This is a genomic window from Pseudobutyrivibrio sp. ACV-2, from assembly GCF_900107545.1.
GTDB lineage: Bacteria > Bacillota > Clostridia > Lachnospirales > Lachnospiraceae > Pseudobutyrivibrio.
In genome coordinates, this window is the sequence record NZ_FNQZ01000007.1 from 108,556 (window position 1) to 124,917 (window position 16,362).

The 16,362-nt window shown below is 39.6% G+C and carries 11 protein-coding genes; 9 read left to right on the forward strand and 2 right to left on the reverse strand.

Annotated elements, in window-relative coordinates:
* Positions 1 to 24: 24 nt before the first annotated feature.
* The gene (locus BLV53_RS09200) at positions 25 to 2,070 is read right to left on the reverse strand and encodes a methyl-accepting chemotaxis protein (protein WP_090300117.1); all 2,046 of its coding nucleotides are present in this window, start codon (positions 2,068 to 2,070) and stop codon (positions 25 to 27) included.
* A 300-nt stretch (positions 2,071 to 2,370) separates the two neighbouring features.
* Between BLV53_RS09200 and hydE the strand changes: the two genes are divergently transcribed.
* The 3 genes from hydE to hydF all read left to right on the forward strand — a co-directional run bounded on the left by hydE (position 2,371) and on the right by hydF (position 6,293).
* On the forward strand, positions 2,371 to 3,435 hold the full coding sequence (hydE, locus tag BLV53_RS09205) for a [FeFe] hydrogenase H-cluster radical SAM maturase HydE (RefSeq protein WP_090300119.1): 1,065 nt from the start codon (positions 2,371 to 2,373) through the stop codon (positions 3,433 to 3,435).
* A gap of 173 nt (positions 3,436 to 3,608) precedes the next feature.
* Positions 3,609 to 5,051 (forward strand): [FeFe] hydrogenase H-cluster radical SAM maturase HydG, encoded by a 1,443-nt coding sequence (gene hydG / locus BLV53_RS09210; RefSeq protein WP_090300120.1) that lies wholly within the window; start codon positions 3,609 to 3,611, stop codon positions 5,049 to 5,051.
* 57 nt (positions 5,052 to 5,108) lie between these two features.
* Positions 5,109 to 6,293 (forward strand): [FeFe] hydrogenase H-cluster maturation GTPase HydF, encoded by a 1,185-nt coding sequence (hydF, locus tag BLV53_RS09215; RefSeq protein WP_090300122.1) that lies wholly within the window; start codon positions 5,109 to 5,111, stop codon positions 6,291 to 6,293.
* A 107-nt stretch (positions 6,294 to 6,400) separates the two neighbouring features.
* Here the strand turns inward: hydF and BLV53_RS09220 are convergent, their stop codons facing one another.
* Positions 6,401 to 6,781 carry a hypothetical protein gene (locus tag BLV53_RS09220; protein WP_090300124.1) on the reverse strand — a complete coding sequence of 127 codons (381 nt, stop codon included), beginning with the start codon at positions 6,779 to 6,781 and terminating at the stop codon, positions 6,401 to 6,403.
* A 156-nt stretch (positions 6,782 to 6,937) separates the two neighbouring features.
* Here BLV53_RS09220 and BLV53_RS09225 point away from each other — a divergent pair, with 156 nt between their 5' ends.
* The 6 genes from BLV53_RS09225 to BLV53_RS09250 all read left to right on the forward strand — a co-directional run bounded on the left by BLV53_RS09225 (position 6,938) and on the right by BLV53_RS09250 (position 16,327).
* The gene (locus BLV53_RS09225; protein ID WP_090300125.1) at positions 6,938 to 7,327 is read left to right on the forward strand and encodes a thioesterase family protein; all 390 of its coding nucleotides are present in this window, start codon (positions 6,938 to 6,940) and stop codon (positions 7,325 to 7,327) included.
* A 116-nt stretch (positions 7,328 to 7,443) separates the two neighbouring features.
* Entirely contained in the window at positions 7,444 to 9,204 is a 1,761-nt protein-coding gene (gene argS / locus BLV53_RS09230; RefSeq protein WP_090300127.1) for an arginine--tRNA ligase, read from the forward strand.
* On the forward strand, positions 9,205 to 10,557 hold the full coding sequence (locus BLV53_RS09235) for an RsmF rRNA methyltransferase first C-terminal domain-containing protein (RefSeq protein WP_090300129.1): 1,353 nt from the start codon (positions 9,205 to 9,207) through the stop codon (positions 10,555 to 10,557).
* On the forward strand, positions 10,554 to 11,420 hold the full coding sequence (locus tag BLV53_RS09240; RefSeq protein ID WP_090300131.1) for a YitT family protein: 867 nt from the start codon (positions 10,554 to 10,556) through the stop codon (positions 11,418 to 11,420). Before BLV53_RS09235 ends, BLV53_RS09240 begins: the two co-directional genes overlap by 4 nt.
* A gap of 80 nt (positions 11,421 to 11,500) precedes the next feature.
* A complete protein-coding gene (locus BLV53_RS09245; RefSeq protein ID WP_242879068.1) occupies positions 11,501 to 14,044 on the forward strand; it encodes a translation factor GTPase family protein in 2,544 nt (847 codons plus the stop codon).
* 120 nt (positions 14,045 to 14,164) lie between these two features.
* Positions 14,165 to 16,327, forward strand: a complete 2,163-nt coding sequence (locus tag BLV53_RS09250) for a GGDEF domain-containing phosphodiesterase (protein ID WP_090300133.1) — start codon at positions 14,165 to 14,167, stop codon at positions 16,325 to 16,327.
* Positions 16,328 to 16,362: the final 35 nt, after the last annotated feature.

The window sequence follows — 16,362 nt, forward strand, 5'->3', positions numbered from 1 at the left end:
TCTTTTTTATTATTAATAAATTTATTACTCTGTATCATCCTTAAAGAATGAGATTTCATCATGCAATTTTGCTGCAATATCCTTTAAATCATCAGCAGATGCTGCAAGACTTGAAACGGTAGCAGATAACTCTTCTACAGATGCACCTGTTGTCTGAGATGATGCGGCGTTTTCCTGAGAAATTGCAGATAGTGATGACATTGCATCAGAAACCACTTCGTTGGAGGTTACACAGGTATTTGCACCACCGGCAATATCTCTGACACCATTAACTGTGCCATCAATATCTTCAAGCATTCCGTTAACAGATTGAAGAGTACCACCAATTGCATCCTGCTGCTCTAAATTGCCTTGTTTAACCAGATTTGCGGCAGCTACTGCAGCTTCTGCTTCCTTAAGCAAAGCATCCATTTCTTCCCTAATGCCCTGTGCCATCGCATCAGATTCATCAGCAAGCTTCCTAATTTCTTCTGCAACAACGGCAAATCCCTTACCTGCTTCACCGGCTCTTGCTGCCTCAATCGAAGCATTAAGTGAAAGAAGATTTGTCTGAGCTGCAATTCCAGAAATACCTTCTACACGTTCATTAATGTTGGAAACAGCGTCTTGGGTTGCAGAAATGGTGCGTGCGATTTCTTCAATCCTTTCAGTCATATCGCTGCTTGAATCTTGCAGGTTTTCAAGAGACTTGCTGGAAGATTCTGAAGCTAGCTTCATTCTACCAGCCAGACTTTCCATATTGTCGGTAGAATTCTGAACACCAACAACGGCATCTGTAATCTTACCTACGTTTTCAGCGGCTTCCTGAATTTCTTCAGCCTGTTGAACAGCTCCTGTTGCGATTTCCTGTACTGCGTTTGCTACTGTGTCAGTGGTTGCTGCAATTTGATTTGCCATATCGGCCAAATCCTCTGAAGAAGTAGTTACAGTAGCTGCAGAGTTTTTTATTGAAGTAACAATATTACCTAATCTATCAATAACAGAGTTTGTACTGCGAACAATTTCACCAAATTCGTCTTTTCGAGTAGCAAAGCCTTCAATCTTTTTGAAACGTCCATCTGCTAATTGAGAGATGGAAGAGTTAACAGCAATAATTGGCTTGGTAAAGCTGGTTGCAACTACTAGAGAAATAGCTACAGAAATTATAAGAAGAATAATACCAATTATTACGATAGTCATTGCGGATTTAATTGCGGAAGACATAATGTCAGAATATTTTTGTGCGGCAGCAACAACATACCCGCTTTGAGGCTCTCTAAGCCAAGATATGTATGTTAAACCTGTATCAAGTTCTCTAAATATCAATCCGCTAGATTCAGTAGATGTCATAAATTCATAGGCACTCATATCATATTCTTCATCTAATGCAATCTCGAATTGTGAATGAGCTGCCATCATTCCAGTTGTATCAACAATATAACCATCATCTATGTTTTCGGCTAGGAATTCATGGAGATTATTTAAATCAAAGCTTCTTTGGATTGTTCCAATTACTCTTGAACCATCTTGACTGTAAATTGGTACACAAACAATAGTTATTCTGATGTTGTTAGATTTGCTTATTACAACATCCGAAACTGCAACCTGTCCAGTTGAAATGGCTTTTTGAAAATAATCTCGATCTGAAATATTTGTGAGTTCGGACCCATCTGTTCTAAAAAGCTGGTTACCACTTGCTAAAGTGAGGATAGTACTATTATTGCCATCATTTATTATGTCGTTTATACGATTCATGTGGGCAAGCATAACAACCCCTGGGATAGAAGGCTCCTCGCCAATTTCAGCTTTTTGCATATAGTTAACGGTGCTAGGAGAAGTGGCAAAGGTTTCTAAGGCAGAGATGTTCTCGTTCATGACTTCTGAAAACTTTGTTTCTATTATTTTCGCATTGGCTGACAAAAGCTTTAATGCGTCTTCTTTGTCCTTTCTTGTAGAACTATTGTAGCTTACAAGAATAGCAATAATAAGTGGAACGGCTACAAGCAAAGCCATAAGTAGTATAAGCTTTGTTTTGATGCTATCCTTAAAGCTGATTGTATTTGCTGATCTAGTAGATGATTCTTTTCCCATATGCCCCTCCTGAAGAACAAATATCTAGAATTTATCAAACTCCAAAACTATTCTATAACATGAAATGGAACAAATTGTGAAACAAATGTTAAAGATGTATATACAACTTGTGAGATAATAGATATAGTGTTAAAAAATAGCAGCATAACATAAAAGGGGGACAAGTGGTGAGAATTTATATATGGAAATGACTTTTGGCTGACAAGACTTATGTTTTTAAAAGAAAACAGTTACATGCAATTGGATGTGCTATAGTTAGTTAGTGAAAAAATTAACGATATATATTCTCAGCAACAAAATATGAAAAATCCAATAGAAATTTTAGAAAAACTAAATAATACACATTCCCTTTCAATAGAGGAATATGAACTACTTCTTAATAATATTAATCCAGAGCTTATGCAGCTTGCAGCTAACTATGCCTGCGATTATCAAAAGCAATATTATCAGAACAAAGTGTTTATACGAGGCCTTGTGGAGTTCTCCAATTATTGTAGAAACAATTGCTTATATTGCGGTATTCGACGTGATAATAAAAACTGCGAGCGATATCGTCTTCGTATAGAAGAAATTATCAAATGTGCAAATGAAGGATACGACTTAGGTTTTAGGACAGTAGTTTTGCAGGGAGGCGAGGACTTCGCATACTCAGATGAAGATATGTGTCATATCATAAGGGAGATAAAAAAAGCTCATCCCGATATGGTGATCACTCTTTCAATAGGAGAGCGAGATAGAGCAAGCTATGAGGCGTACTATCAGGCAGGTGCAGGACGATTTTTGCTTAGACATGAAACTGCAAATCCAGCACTGTATGCCAAGCTTCATCCAAAGGAATTGTCTTGGGAACATAGGATGAATTGCCTTAAAGATCTAAAGGATATAGGCTATCAGGTAGGAGCCGGTTTTATGGTGCAGTCTCCTGGCCAGACTAATTATGATTTAGCGATGGATCTAAAATTCGTAGAAGAATTTAAGCCAGACATGTGTGGAATTGGTCCGTTCATCAGCCACAAGGACACACCATTTGCTAAAGAAAACAGTGGAACCCTAGAGATGACATTGTTTTTGATTTCTCTGATGAGACTAATCTATCCACAAATGCTCATCCCAGCCACTACAGCACTTGGCACAATCGATGCTAAGGGACGCGAAAAAGGAATCCAGGCAGGTGCCAACGTCCTAATGCCAAACCTATCACCCGTATCAGTCCGCAAAAAATATAGCCTATATGATAACAAAATCTGCACCGGCGAAGAAGCAGCCGAATGCATAAACTGCCTAAAAGGCCGCGTCAACTCCATAGGCTACGAAATCATAACCGCCCCTGGCAACCGCGCCGGCTTCGAAAAACGCGTTGAATAATCCATTATTTTTAGTGGATTTAATTTATAAATTATAAGTAGCCCGCAGGTAACAATGTTCTGGGCTTCTTAAGGGAAGCATTCCTAGCTGACCGTAGAAGCCCAGAATATTGTGACCGTAGCGGGCGAGCCAATACCTAAAAATTTACACAAACACGAAAAGAGGTAAAAATAATGTACAATGTAAAGTCTATGAAAGCTGATGAGTTTATAGACCATCAGGAAATCCTCGACACAATAGAATATGCCGAAGCAAACAAAAATAATTTCGAGCTTATCGATAAGCTCCTTGAAAAAGCAAGACCAGTAAAGACTGAGGAAGGCTGTGTATGTAGCGGTCTTACACACCGTGAAGCAGCAGTTCTCCTTGCATGTGAGGATGAAAAATACATCCAGAAAATGTTTAACGTAGCACAGGAGATAAAGGATGCATTTTACGGTAACCGTATCGTTCTTTTTGCTCCACTTTATCTTTCAAATTATTGTGTAAATGGCTGTGTATACTGCCCATATCATCTCAAAAATAAGCATATCGCCAGAAAGAAGCTTACTCAGGAGGAAGTTAAGGCTGAGGTTATCGCACTTCAGGATATGGGACACAAGCGCCTTGCCATCGAGGCAGGAGAGGACCCTGTAAACAACCCTATCGAATACATCTTAGAGTGCATAAATACTATCTACAGCATCCATCATAAAAATGGAGATATCAGACGTGTAAACGTAAATATTGCCGCAACAACAGTTGAAAATTACAAGAAGCTTAAGGATGCAGGTATTGGTACATATATCTTATTCCAGGAGACTTACAATAAGGAAAGCTATGAACAGCTTCATCCAACAGGACCAAAGCACGACTATGCATATCATACAGAGGCTATGGACCGTGCAATGGAAGGTGGTATTGATGACGTTGGACTTGGTGTACTTTTCGGACTTGAAAGCTATAAGTACGAGTTTGCCGGACTTCTCATGCACGCAGAGCACCTTGAGGCAGTTCACGGAGTAGGACCACACACAATTTCAGTTCCAAGAGTAAAGCATGCAGACGATATTGATCCTGATGAGTTTGACAACTCTATTCCAGACGAAATGTTTACAAAAATCGCAGCCTGCATCAGAATCGCTGTTCCATATACAGGAATGATTATTTCTACAAGAGAGTCTGAGGAAGTACGTCGCAAGATGCTTCAGGTAGGTATTTCTCAGGTTTCAGGTGGTAGCCGTACATCAGTTGGTGGTTACACAGAGGAGGAGCGTCCTCATGATACAGAGCAGTTTGATGTTTCTGACCAGCGTACACTTGATGAGGTAGTAAAGTGGCTGATGGAGACAGGACACATTCCTTCATTCTGTACAGCATGCTACCGTGCAGGCCGCACAGGTGACAGATTTATGTCTCTTTGCAAGACAGGTCAGATTATTAACTGCTGTCATCCAAACGCACTTATGACACTTACAGAATATCTTGTAGATTATGCTTCTGAGGAGACAAAGGAAGTAGGCTTCAAGATGATAGAGGATGAGCTTAAGAAGATTCCAAAGGAAAATGTAAGAAACATTGCCATGGAAAATATTGAAGCCATCAAGAATTCCAACAGAAGAGATTTTAGATTCTAAATAGCCTTCCCCATTAGGGGGAAGGTGTCAGCGTAGCTGACGGATGAGGGAAATATTATGTCACTAAATAACACACCAAGCGGTGCACGCACCCACATAGGCTTTTTTGGTATCAGAAACGCCGGTAAATCAAGCATAGTAAATAAGCTCACCAATCAGGAAATATCCCTTGTGTCAGCCCATAAAGGTACCACCACGGACCCTGTTAAAAAGTCCATGGAGCTTCTTCCTATAGGCCCTGTTGTTATAATCGATACAGCAGGCTTTGACGATGAAGGAGAGCTTGGAGAACTTAGGAAACATCGCACCTATCGCATTTTAGATGAAATGGATATTGTTGTACTGGTGCTTGATGCCAGAGAACAGGTCATTTCAGAGGAGGAAATTGATTTCCTTAAGGATGTAAAATCAAGAAAGCTTCCTTATATCATAATTGAAAATCATACAGATGAGGCTGAGGCTCATGGCTTTAAAGAACTTTCAGACGAAAATATCATATTTGTAGATGCTACAAAGGATGATATGTCTAAAGTAAAAGAGGCTCTTATTAGCCTCAAGCCAGAAAAAAAGGAGCCAGTTCTTTTGGCAGATTTAGTCAAGCCAAAGGATACAGTAGTCCTTGTAATTCCAATAGATGAATCAGCTCCAAAAGGTAGAATTATTCTTCCACAGCAAATGGTTTTAAGAGATTTGTTGGATAATCATTGTAAGGCTATCTGCTGCCAACCACAGGAATTAGCTGAAACCCTCAAGGAAAACAGCAATGTTTCATTAGTAATTACAGATTCTCAGGCGTTCAAAAAGGTTGCTGAAATTGTACCAAATGAGATAGAGCTTACTTCTTTTAGTATTCTTATGGCAAGATACAGAGGAAGTCTGGGCACACAGCTTGAGGGAGTTGCAGCCATAAAATCCCTTAAAGCTGGTGACAAGGTGCTTATTTCCGAAGCCTGCACACATCACAGGCAGTGCAACGATATTGGCACAGTTAAAATACCAGGCTGGGTAAAAAACTACACAGGCCAGGATATAATTTTTGAATTTTCATCAGGTAATGAATTTCCAGAGGATTTATCAGCCTACGCACTTGTCATTCACTGTGGCGGCTGCATGATAAATGAAGCAGAAATGAAAAGCCGAGTAAAACACTGCAAAGAGCAGGGCGTTCCAATCGTAAATTATGGCATGGCTATTGCAGAATTTAATGGAATTTTAGACAGAAGTCTTAGAATATTACAATAGCCTTCCCCTTGAGGGGAAGGTGCCCAGAGGGCGGATGAGGTGTGTACCTAAAATACTTAGACTAATCTAAATAGCTTCCCCAAAAATAGGGGAAGCTATTTCCATAACTAAGCTCCAAAAAAGAAAAAGAATAACACATACAAAACGAGCAACAGCATAATGCCAACTCCAATAGTAGTGCATAGTATAAGCTTACTATTGTTTTTCTGCTGATGCTGTATTTGATTGATAGATTCAGTAAGTGTATTGATTTTTAGCTCAAGGGCATCACATTTTTCTTCGATTGGAAGACTTAGCTCTTCAAAGCTTTCGCGCAACGTTGCTTTGAGATACTTTGGTGCGACTTCATCAGAATCTTCATAATTGTTTTCTTTTGCTTCAATAAGCTTTTCAAGTGAAATCAGACTATCTTTGATATGAGCAAATTCTTCTTTTACATTTCTGTCTCCGAAATCAGATAAGTCCATAATGTTTGCATCGTTAATCATTTTCTGCCCCCTTACGTTGAATATTCTAAAAATTTAGTTCAAAATCTATAGTTGTTATAATTTTACCACTTTATTAAAGAAAAGAGTATAATGTATTTGAATGTGGTGGAAAATAGTAATAAGCTATAAAATATAAACTTGAAAGGAATTACATATATGCTTGAAGTAGGAATGAAGGGCCAGGCCCAAACAGAGGTTAACTTGGATAATACTGCAAAGGCTTTTTGCAGTGGAGCCTTAGATGTTTTTGCTACACCAGCAATGATTTCTCTTATGGAGGAGACTTGCTGGAAAATGATTCAGCCTGAGCTAGAGGAAGGTGAGGGCTCTGTAGGTACTATGGTAAATATCAGCCATACAGCCCCAAGTGCCGTTGGAAGAACGGTAAAGTGTCAGGCCACACTTACACAGATAGATGGAAGAAAACTTACTTTTGAGGTTGAGTGCTCTGATGAAAATGGAGTAGTAGGTAAGGGTACACATGAGCGTTTCATTATAAATAATGAGAAGTTTATGGCAAAAGCCACTAGACAGAAGGCAGACTAGTTTTTATAATTAATAGGCATGATTTTTGTTATCCAAAAATCATGCCAGATACGAATACCGAATTTTTGATGAAATTCGCTATTCCATATGTTTATTAGATATTACGGAGGAAATTGATGAAAGAAATTCTTCAGCAGATTAAAGAAGTTGTAGTTCAAGGTTTCAAGGACTGTGGCTACGATGAAAAATATGGAATGGTTACTTTGTCAAACCGTCCAGATCTTTGCCAGTTCCAGTGTAATGGTGCACTTGCGGCTGCAAAGGAATATAAAAAGGCACCTATCGGTATTGCAGGTGAAGTGGCAGAAAAGCTTGCTGCAAATACAATGTTTTCAAAGTGTGAGGCATGCCCACCAGGATTTATTAATATGAATCTGTCTGATGAGTTTATTGCAAACTTCGTTTCGCAGATGGCAGCTGATGATGAGCGCTTTGGAGTGGACAAGGTTTCAACACCTAAAAAGGTTATGATTGATTACGGCGGACCAAACGTTGCAAAGCCACTTCATGTTGGACATCTTCGTTCCGCAATCATAGGCGAGTCTATCAAGCGTACAGCTCGTTTTATGGGTGATGAGGTTATCGGTGATGTACATCTTGGAGACTGGGGTCTTCAGATGGGTCTTATCATCACAGAGCTTAAGCTTCGCAAGCCAGAGCTTGTTTATTTTGATGAAAACTACGATGGAGAGTACCCAACAGAGCCTCCATTTACCATAACTGAGCTTGAGGAGATTTATCCATGCGCATCAGGCAAATCAAAGGAGGATGAGGCTTACAAGGAAGCTGCAATGAATGCTACCTTTGAGCTTCAGCATGGAAGAAAGGGCTATCAGGCACTTCTTGCTCATATTCTTAATGTATCTGTTACAGATCTTAAGAAAAACTACGAAAAGCTTGATGTAGATTTTGACTTATGGAAGGGGGAAAGCGATGCACAGCCATACATCCCTGACATGGTTCAAAAAATGAAGGATGATGGCTTTGCGTACATTTCAGAGGGGGCTCTTGTAGTAGACGTTAAAGAAGAAACAGACACAAAAGAAGTCCCACCATGCATGATTCTTAAGTCAGATGGAGCATCTTTATATAACACAACGGACCTTGCTACAATGGTATGGAGAATGAAGGACTATAATCCTGATTCAATCATTTACGTTGTAGACAAGAGACAGGAGCTTTACTTTACACAGGTATTCCGCTGTGCTAAAAAGACTGGCATTGTACCAGACGAAACAAATCTTTACTTCGTAGGCTTTGGTACTATGAACGGCAAAGACGGCAAGCCATTTAAGACACGTCAGGGTGGTGTTATGCGTCTTGAATATCTTCTTTCCGAAGTAGAAGAGAAGATGCTTGAAAAGATTAAAGAAAATGGCACAATGAGCGATGAAGATGCTGAGAAGACAGCCAAGATTGTTGGTCTTTCAGCTGTAAAATATGGTGATCTTTCAAATCAGGCTTCAAAGGATTACATTTTTGATATAGATAGATTTACATCTGCTGAGGGAAATACAGGCCCTTATATTCTTTACACAATCGTTAGATGTAAATCAATCCTTGCAAAGGCTGGGGATGTTGTAATTAAGGGTTCAATCCTTCCTGCACATTCTGACTCAGAGAGAGCACTTCAGCTTGAGCTTACAAAGTTCATGGCTGCACTTTCATCAGCTTACGAGGATATGGCACCTCACAAGATTTGCGCATATATTTATGATTTAGCAAACGCATTCAACAGATTCTATCACGATACAAAGATTTTGGCTGAGGAGAACGATGAAGTAAAGGCTAGCTACTTAAAGCTTCTTACCTTGACTAGAGATGTCCTTGAAAAGTCAATCGACCTTCTCGGTTTCAAGGCACCGGAGCGTATGTAAATGACCGATACATCATTTTTACCAATTGACTTTATTAATCGCATGGAGCAGGACTTAGGTCCTGACTTCCATGCTTTTTTACGTTCTTACGAGGAAAACAAGATATCTGCACTTAGATTTAACCCCATAAAGGCAGATGCAGCTGTAATAGAAAATTGCAAGGATATGCTCACAGGAAAGGTAGAGTGGAGCAACTACGGCTACTATTACGATGATGAAAATAGCCGTCCGGGGCTTCATCCATATCATCAGGCTGGTGTGTATTACATTCAGGATGCATCTGCTCAACTTCCGGTAGAAATGCTTTGCCCACAGCCAGGCGATTACTGTCTTGATTTGTGCGCTGCCCCTGGTGGTAAATCCACACAGATAGCAGGCTATTTGATGGGAGAGGGACTCCTTGTATCCAATGAACCCATGAAAAACAGAGCTAAAATATTGTCCGAAAATGTTGAAAGACTAGGCATTACAAATGCCATAGTCACATCAGAATATCCAGATAAACTAGCAGCGGCTTTCCCGGAATATTTCGATAGAATAATGGTGGATGCACCATGCTCTGGTGAGGGAATGTTTAGAAAGAACCATGACGCCTGTGGTGAATGGTCACTTGATTCTGTTAAGATGTGCGCTGATAGACAGGCGGATATTTTAGACAGAGCCTACGAAATGCTCATACCAGGAGGCAGACTTTGCTACAGCACCTGCACCTTTGCCAAACTAGAGGATGAGGAGGCAGTGGCAGCTTTCGTTGAAAGACACCCAGATGTGACTGTTATAGAGGAGCGACGTCTATGGCCACATGAGGTAAAGGGCGAGGGCCACTATGCGGCACTTTTAGAAAAGGCTGATGACGGCAGAAGTGAGGAGTGCAGGGAAGCACGCTCACTGGCCAAGATAAAACAGCCAAACAAAAAGGAAATTGCAGATTTCCTTGAATTCAAAAAAGGCTTTTCTAAGGAGGAAAAGCTGTCAGCACAGCTGATGGATGAGGGCGTAATCAAAAACATATTACAGCTAAAGGATTTGTTGTATTTGCTCCCTGAAAACGCACCAGATATTACAGGACTCCATGTTCTTAGAGGCGGTCTGTTTCTTGGCACTCTAAAAAAGAATCGTTTTGAGCCAAGCCATGCTCTTGCATTAGCACTTAAAAAAGATGAGTATTGCAATGTATTTGATATGGCCTCATCTGATATTCAGACACAAAACTATCTAAAGGGCCAGTCCATCATGGCTGATGTAAAGGATGGCTGGACACTCATCACTGTGGATGGTTATTCACTTGGATGGGGAAAGGCTAGTAAAGGTCAAATAAAGAATCATTATCCTAAGGGGTTGAGATTACTATGATGTATAAGATTTATAAGCACAAACAGGACATATACGAATTTATAATGTTTACCATAGCCTCATTGATTATGGTAATAGGAATCTATTTTTTTAAATTCCCAAATCATTTTTCCTTTGGAGGTATAAGTGGTCTTTCTATTGTGTTGTCTGCCCTTATGACACACACACCAGGCCATATCAACCTGATAATAAATATGGCTTTATTACTTTTAGGATTTGTAGTCTTTGGTAAAAAATTTGGAGTGAAGACCACCTACATCACATTACTTGTGTCATTCGGTCCTACAATATGTGAGAAATATTGGCCTATGGATGGTCCACTTACAAATCAGCCTGTACTTGAGCTGATGTTTGCTATAGCACTTCCAGCCTTTGCATCAGCAGTATTTTTCAACCTTGGTGCATCTTCGGGTGGAACAGATATTGTGGCCATGATTTTGAAGAAATATACAAAGGTGGACATAGGAACAGCACTTTTCCTTTCAGATGTTTTCATCGTAATATCAGCCTGTCTGGTATTTAATGTTGAGACTGGTTTATTCTCTCTGGTAGGACTATTAGCCAAATCACTTGTGGTAGATGAAACCATAGAAAACATTAACCTTGCAAAATATTTCACTATAATATGCAATGACCCAGATCCGATAGTAAATTATATTACAGAAGAATTGGGAAAGGGTGCCACGGTTTACAAGGCTGAAGGAGCATATCAGCATCAAGAAAAGACTGTAGTGCTCACCATTCTAAAAAGACAACAGGCAGTGGAACTTAAAAATTATATCAGAAAAAATCAGCCATCAGCGTTTATTGCAATTACAAATAGTAGTGAAATCATAGGTAAGGGCTTTAGAGGCTATAATTAATTCATGAGCCTTCTCCCCTTAGTAGGGGGAAGGTGTCACCGCAGGTGACGGATGAGGGTATGAAGTAGAGGTATTCATAGATGAAATCAGTTTGGGGCATCCTTGCCCACGTTGACGCGGGCAAGACCACATTATCAGAAGCAATTTTATACAATTCAGGCCAGTTAGCATCCCTTGGTCGAGTAGACCATGGGGATGCTTTTTTGGATACAGATTCCCAGGAGAGAGCCAGAGGTATCACCATTTTTTCAAAGCCTGCAGTATTTGCCTATGAGGGTGCAGATATCACTCTTTTAGATACGCCAGGTCATGTGGATTTTGCCACAGAGGCAGAACGAGCAATATGGGCATTAGATTATGCTATTCTTTTGATATCCGGAACTGATGGGGTACAGGCACACACCAAAACCATCTTCAGACTGCTTGAAAAATACCATGTTCCAACTGTCATTTTTATAAACAAAATGGACATGGAGGGCGCTGATTTACAGGCAAATATTCAAGCTCTGAAGGCTGAGCTATCTGATAAATGCACTTTAAATAATGATTTTGAATCTATGGCTCTATCAGACGAGCAGGCAATGGAAGAGTTTTTAGATAAAGATACATTGTCTGATGAAACAGTTTTTAGATTAATTAACGATAGACTTGCATTCCCTGTTTTTGCAGGGGCAGCCCTTAAAAATCAAGGCGTCACAGAGCTTTTACAGTTTATGTCAAAGCTTTCAAAATCTATGTCTAGACCTTTAGAGCTTGGAGGAAGAATATTTAAAATCGAAAGTCTTGGTAGAGATACCAGATTAAGCTTTATGAAAATCACCGGTGGTATCCTTAAAGTAAAGTCCACCCTTTCAAATGGTGAGAAGATAAACGAGCTTAGAATATACTCTGGATTAAAATACACTCAGGTTGAGGAAGCAGTGGCAGGGGATGTTGTTGCTCTTGTAGGTCCCAAAGACACCTTTGCAGGTCAAGGCATAGGCCTTGAGGGAGATAGAGCAGATTTGACTCTCAATCCAGTTCTTTCTTATCAGCTGTCATTTTTAGATGGCACATTGCCTAGGCTTGCTTATCCAAAGATTATAGCACTAAACGATGAGGACCCATCCTTGAATGTGAACTGGGACTCAGCCACAGAGCAGATAACTATGAATCTCATGGGCGAGGTTCAGACAGAAATTCTTGTAAATAAAATTAAAGCTGAGCTAGGCTATGAAACTGAATTTTCAGAAACAGGAGTTTTATACAAGGAAACTGTTGCAGCACCAGTAGAAGGAGTAGGACATTTTGAGCCCCTTAGACATTATGCAGAGGCTCATGTTTTGATGGAACCACTTCCTGTTGGCAGTGGAATTAAGGTTGAAGCAGATGTTTCTACAGATGATTTGGCTTTAAACTGGCAGCGTCTGATAGAGACACATATTTTGGAAAAAGAGCATTTGGGCACTTCTATAGGAGCTCCACTTACCGACGTAAAATACACCATAATTGGTGGAAGAGCCCACATCAAACATACCGAGGGTGGAGATTTTAGAGAGGCTACTTATCGTGCTATAAGACAGGGTTTAATGGAGGCTGGCACCACTATTTTAGAACCCTATTATCGTTTTGAAATGCTATTGCCATCAGATTCCATAGGGAGGGCTATGACAGATATCGAGACCATGAGCGGCTCCTTTAATCCGCCAGAGGATATTGGCGGAAAAAGCAAGCTTACTGGAATTGCCCCTGCTTCTGAAATTAAAAACTATAGTGCAAAGCTTATCACCTATACCAAAGGTGAAGGGCAGATGTCTTTGGTATTTGATGCCTATAGACCATGCCACAATCCAGACGATGTTATAACGGTATTTGATTACAATCCGGATGCAGATTTGGACAATCCTTCAGCTTCGGTATTCTGTTCCCATGGGGCAGCAACCATAGTTCCATGGTATGAGGTTAAGGATAATTGTCATGTGCCATGCAGACAGGATAAGGCAGATTTTGAAGACGAAATCATTTCCACAAAAAGGATGAATCATAATGTGGATGAGTGGTTAGATCCTGATGAAATAGACAAAATACTTGCTATGGCAACTCACAGCAACCATGACAAAAAGCCTAAAAAGGGATGGCATTATGGCGAAGGAACCAGAGTAAGACGAATAGATTCCGATTATGTGTACAAGGCTCCTAAAGCCATAAAGCCTAAGGAAAAATATCTTTTAGTAGACGGCTACAATCTCATATATGCATGGCCTGAGCTAAAAGCTGTTTTAGACGTGAATTTAGATGGCGCCAGAGGAAAGTTGCTAGATATATTAAGCAATTACAAAGCCATGACAGATTACAACGTAATAGCTGTATTTGATGCTTATAGGGTAAAAGGTCATGAGGTCACAGCGTCAGATTACCTGAACATACATCAGGTGTTTACCGCAGAGGCCCAGACAGCAGATGCCTATATTGAACGCTTCACACATGAACATGGCAAAAAATACGATATTACGGTAGTGACTTCAGATGGCTTAGAACAGGTCATTATAAGTGGTGCTGGTGCAAGGCTCATATCTTCCAGAGAATTCATTCTTGAGGTAGAAAGAAAAGCTCAGGAGTTAAGAGATAATTACAATTTAGAATAGTTAGTTAAATAAAATAATGAATTTACTGTGATTTTTAACAGTAAGTTCATTATTTTTTTTTATACTACCAATAAGTGGTTTATTGAGGAGAAAATTACCCCTTAACTTAGGAGCGTTCATATGGGAATATATGAGTTTGACGAAAAAGAGAGAGCAACGCTAGAAAGGCTTAGCATTGCTATGGCTATATATCAGTTGGTTGACAAAAGGGTGGTAACGCTTTTAGTTACTGATGGTATGTGCAAGCTGATGGGAATGAAGCGCTCTGATTGCGTAAAGCTTTTGAATGAGGATATGTACAAGGACGCACATCCAGATGACAGGGCAAGAGCTGCCGATGCAGCTTATAAGTTTGCTGCTGGCGGGGATGTGTTTGACTGTGTCTATAGGACCATGTCACACACTCTTGGAGACTATGTAATTTTGCATTCTCATGGGTCTCATTTTTTTACAGAAACTGGTGTTATGCTTTCTTCAACCATCTATATGCTTGAGGGAATTGGTGGGGATGAATCAAATCCTCTCACAGAAAGACTAGCATCTAATTATATAGACATTATGAATAAAGAGAGCCTTATAAGAGATAATTTCTACGATACTCTTACAGGCTTGCCAAACATGTCTTATTTTCTACAGCTTGCAGAGGCTGGCAAACAGTCTATTTTAAGCGCAGGCTTTACTCCAGGACTTCTTTTTATAGATTTAACAGGAATGAAATATTATAACCAAAAATATGGCCTTCGGGAAGGCGATAACCTGTTGGTTTCTTGTGCTCTGATTTTAAAGAAGTATTTCCCAAATGAAAACTGCGGTCGAATGGGTTCAGATCATTTTGCTGTTTTCACAAAAATGGAGGGTATAGAAGATACCTTAAACCAATTATTTGAAGATATAAAATATGCAAATGAGGGAAGATCCCTTCCGATACATGTGGGAATTTATTCATCAGCCTTTGAGGATGTTTCAGCCAGCAATGCTTTTGATAGAGCTAAAATTGCCAGTGATAAGGAAAAAGGAGCATATATTTCAAAGTTTGCATACTATGACGAGAATACCCATGCAGCCACAACAGATTATCAATATGTGGTTAATAATTTTGAAAGAGCCATGACTGAGGGCTGGATTGTACCATACTATCAGCAGATAATAAGAGCCGTAAATGGTCTCGTCTGTGATGAAGAAGCATTGGCCAGATGGATTGACCCTGCAAGGGGCATGATACCACCAAACCATTTTATATATGTACTAGAGGATGTAAAGCTTATTCACAAGCTTGATTTATATATTCTAGAATGTGTAATAAAGGATTTAGAGGATGTATATGAAAAGGGATTTTCTGTAGTTCCTGTTTCTATAAATCTTTCAAAATATGATTTTCAGCTGTGTGATATGGTGGAGGAAATCATCAAAAGAGTAGAGGCTTCAAAAATTACTGCCGCTGATATAACTATCGAAATAACAGAAAGTGTATCGGAACTTGAGCCTGAATTTGTCAGCAGACAGATTAATAGATTCCATGAAGCGGGCTTCAAGGTTTGGATGGACGATTTTGGAAGTGGTTATTCATCCCTTAATATGCTCCAGCGATTTGATTTTGATGTTTTAAAATTTGATATGAGATTTATGCGTGAATTTAATATGTCACGTAAAAATCATGTTATTTTAAAACAACTGGTTCAAATGTCAAAGAAGCTTGGAATTGATACTGTTATAGAGGGCGTAGAGACCATAGAACAGGTTAAATTTTTACGAGAAATCGGAGCCTCAAAGATTCAGGGCTTCTTCTTTGCCAAACCAATTCCGCTTCAGGAATGGTACGATATTTATGGAGCAAATGTAGGCAACCAAATAGAAAATCCTGAAGAAACCGAATACTATGACGCTATCACAAAGGTTAATGTTGTAGAACCTGAGGTAAATACAGACTTCAATTGGCATTCAAAGGAATTCTTCGGTCAACTGCCTACAGGTGTGGTTGAAATAAAGGATGATGCCATGTATGTCATTCGCTATAATAAGACTTTTGCAAATTTCCTGTTGAAAGCAGATTATGTAGACGAAACAGATTTGGGTAGTGTTGCGATAAAACAAAAAAGACTTCCAGCAGATGAAATGATGAATACTCTGGATAAATGTATAGAGTCAAAGCGATGGGAACTTGTGGAAGGCATTGATGAAGTCGGAATGAAGCTGGATTTGTTTTTGCGATTTATTGGAGAAAATCCTTTGAACAATCGCTGCGCATTTGAGGTTGTTATTATTTCTGTTACGTCGGAAGAGTAAGTCTGATTTGACACATGACAGTAAATGTGTTACGT

Bases quoted from the DNA above. Each gene is read 5' to 3' on its own strand.
- BLV53_RS09200 (WP_090300117.1), bottom strand. From the start codon at position 2,070: ATGGGAAAAGAATCATCTACTAGATCAGCAAATACAATCAGCTTTAAG.
- hydE (WP_090300119.1), top strand. From the start codon at position 2,371: ATGAAAAATCCAATAGAAATTTTAGAAAAACTAAATAATACACATTCC.
- hydG (WP_090300120.1), top strand. From the start codon at position 3,609: ATGTACAATGTAAAGTCTATGAAAGCTGATGAGTTTATAGACCATCAG.
- hydF (WP_090300122.1), top strand. From the start codon at position 5,109: ATGTCACTAAATAACACACCAAGCGGTGCACGCACCCACATAGGCTTT.
- BLV53_RS09220 (WP_090300124.1), bottom strand. From the start codon at position 6,781: ATGATTAACGATGCAAACATTATGGACTTATCTGATTTCGGAGACAGA.
- BLV53_RS09225 (WP_090300125.1), top strand. From the start codon at position 6,938: ATGCTTGAAGTAGGAATGAAGGGCCAGGCCCAAACAGAGGTTAACTTG.
- argS (WP_090300127.1), top strand. From the start codon at position 7,444: ATGAAAGAAATTCTTCAGCAGATTAAAGAAGTTGTAGTTCAAGGTTTC.
- BLV53_RS09235 (WP_090300129.1), top strand. From the start codon at position 9,205: ATGACCGATACATCATTTTTACCAATTGACTTTATTAATCGCATGGAG.
- BLV53_RS09240 (WP_090300131.1), top strand. From the start codon at position 10,554: ATGATGTATAAGATTTATAAGCACAAACAGGACATATACGAATTTATA.
- BLV53_RS09245 (WP_242879068.1), top strand. From the start codon at position 11,501: ATGAAATCAGTTTGGGGCATCCTTGCCCACGTTGACGCGGGCAAGACC.
- BLV53_RS09250 (WP_090300133.1), top strand. From the start codon at position 14,165: ATGGGAATATATGAGTTTGACGAAAAAGAGAGAGCAACGCTAGAAAGG.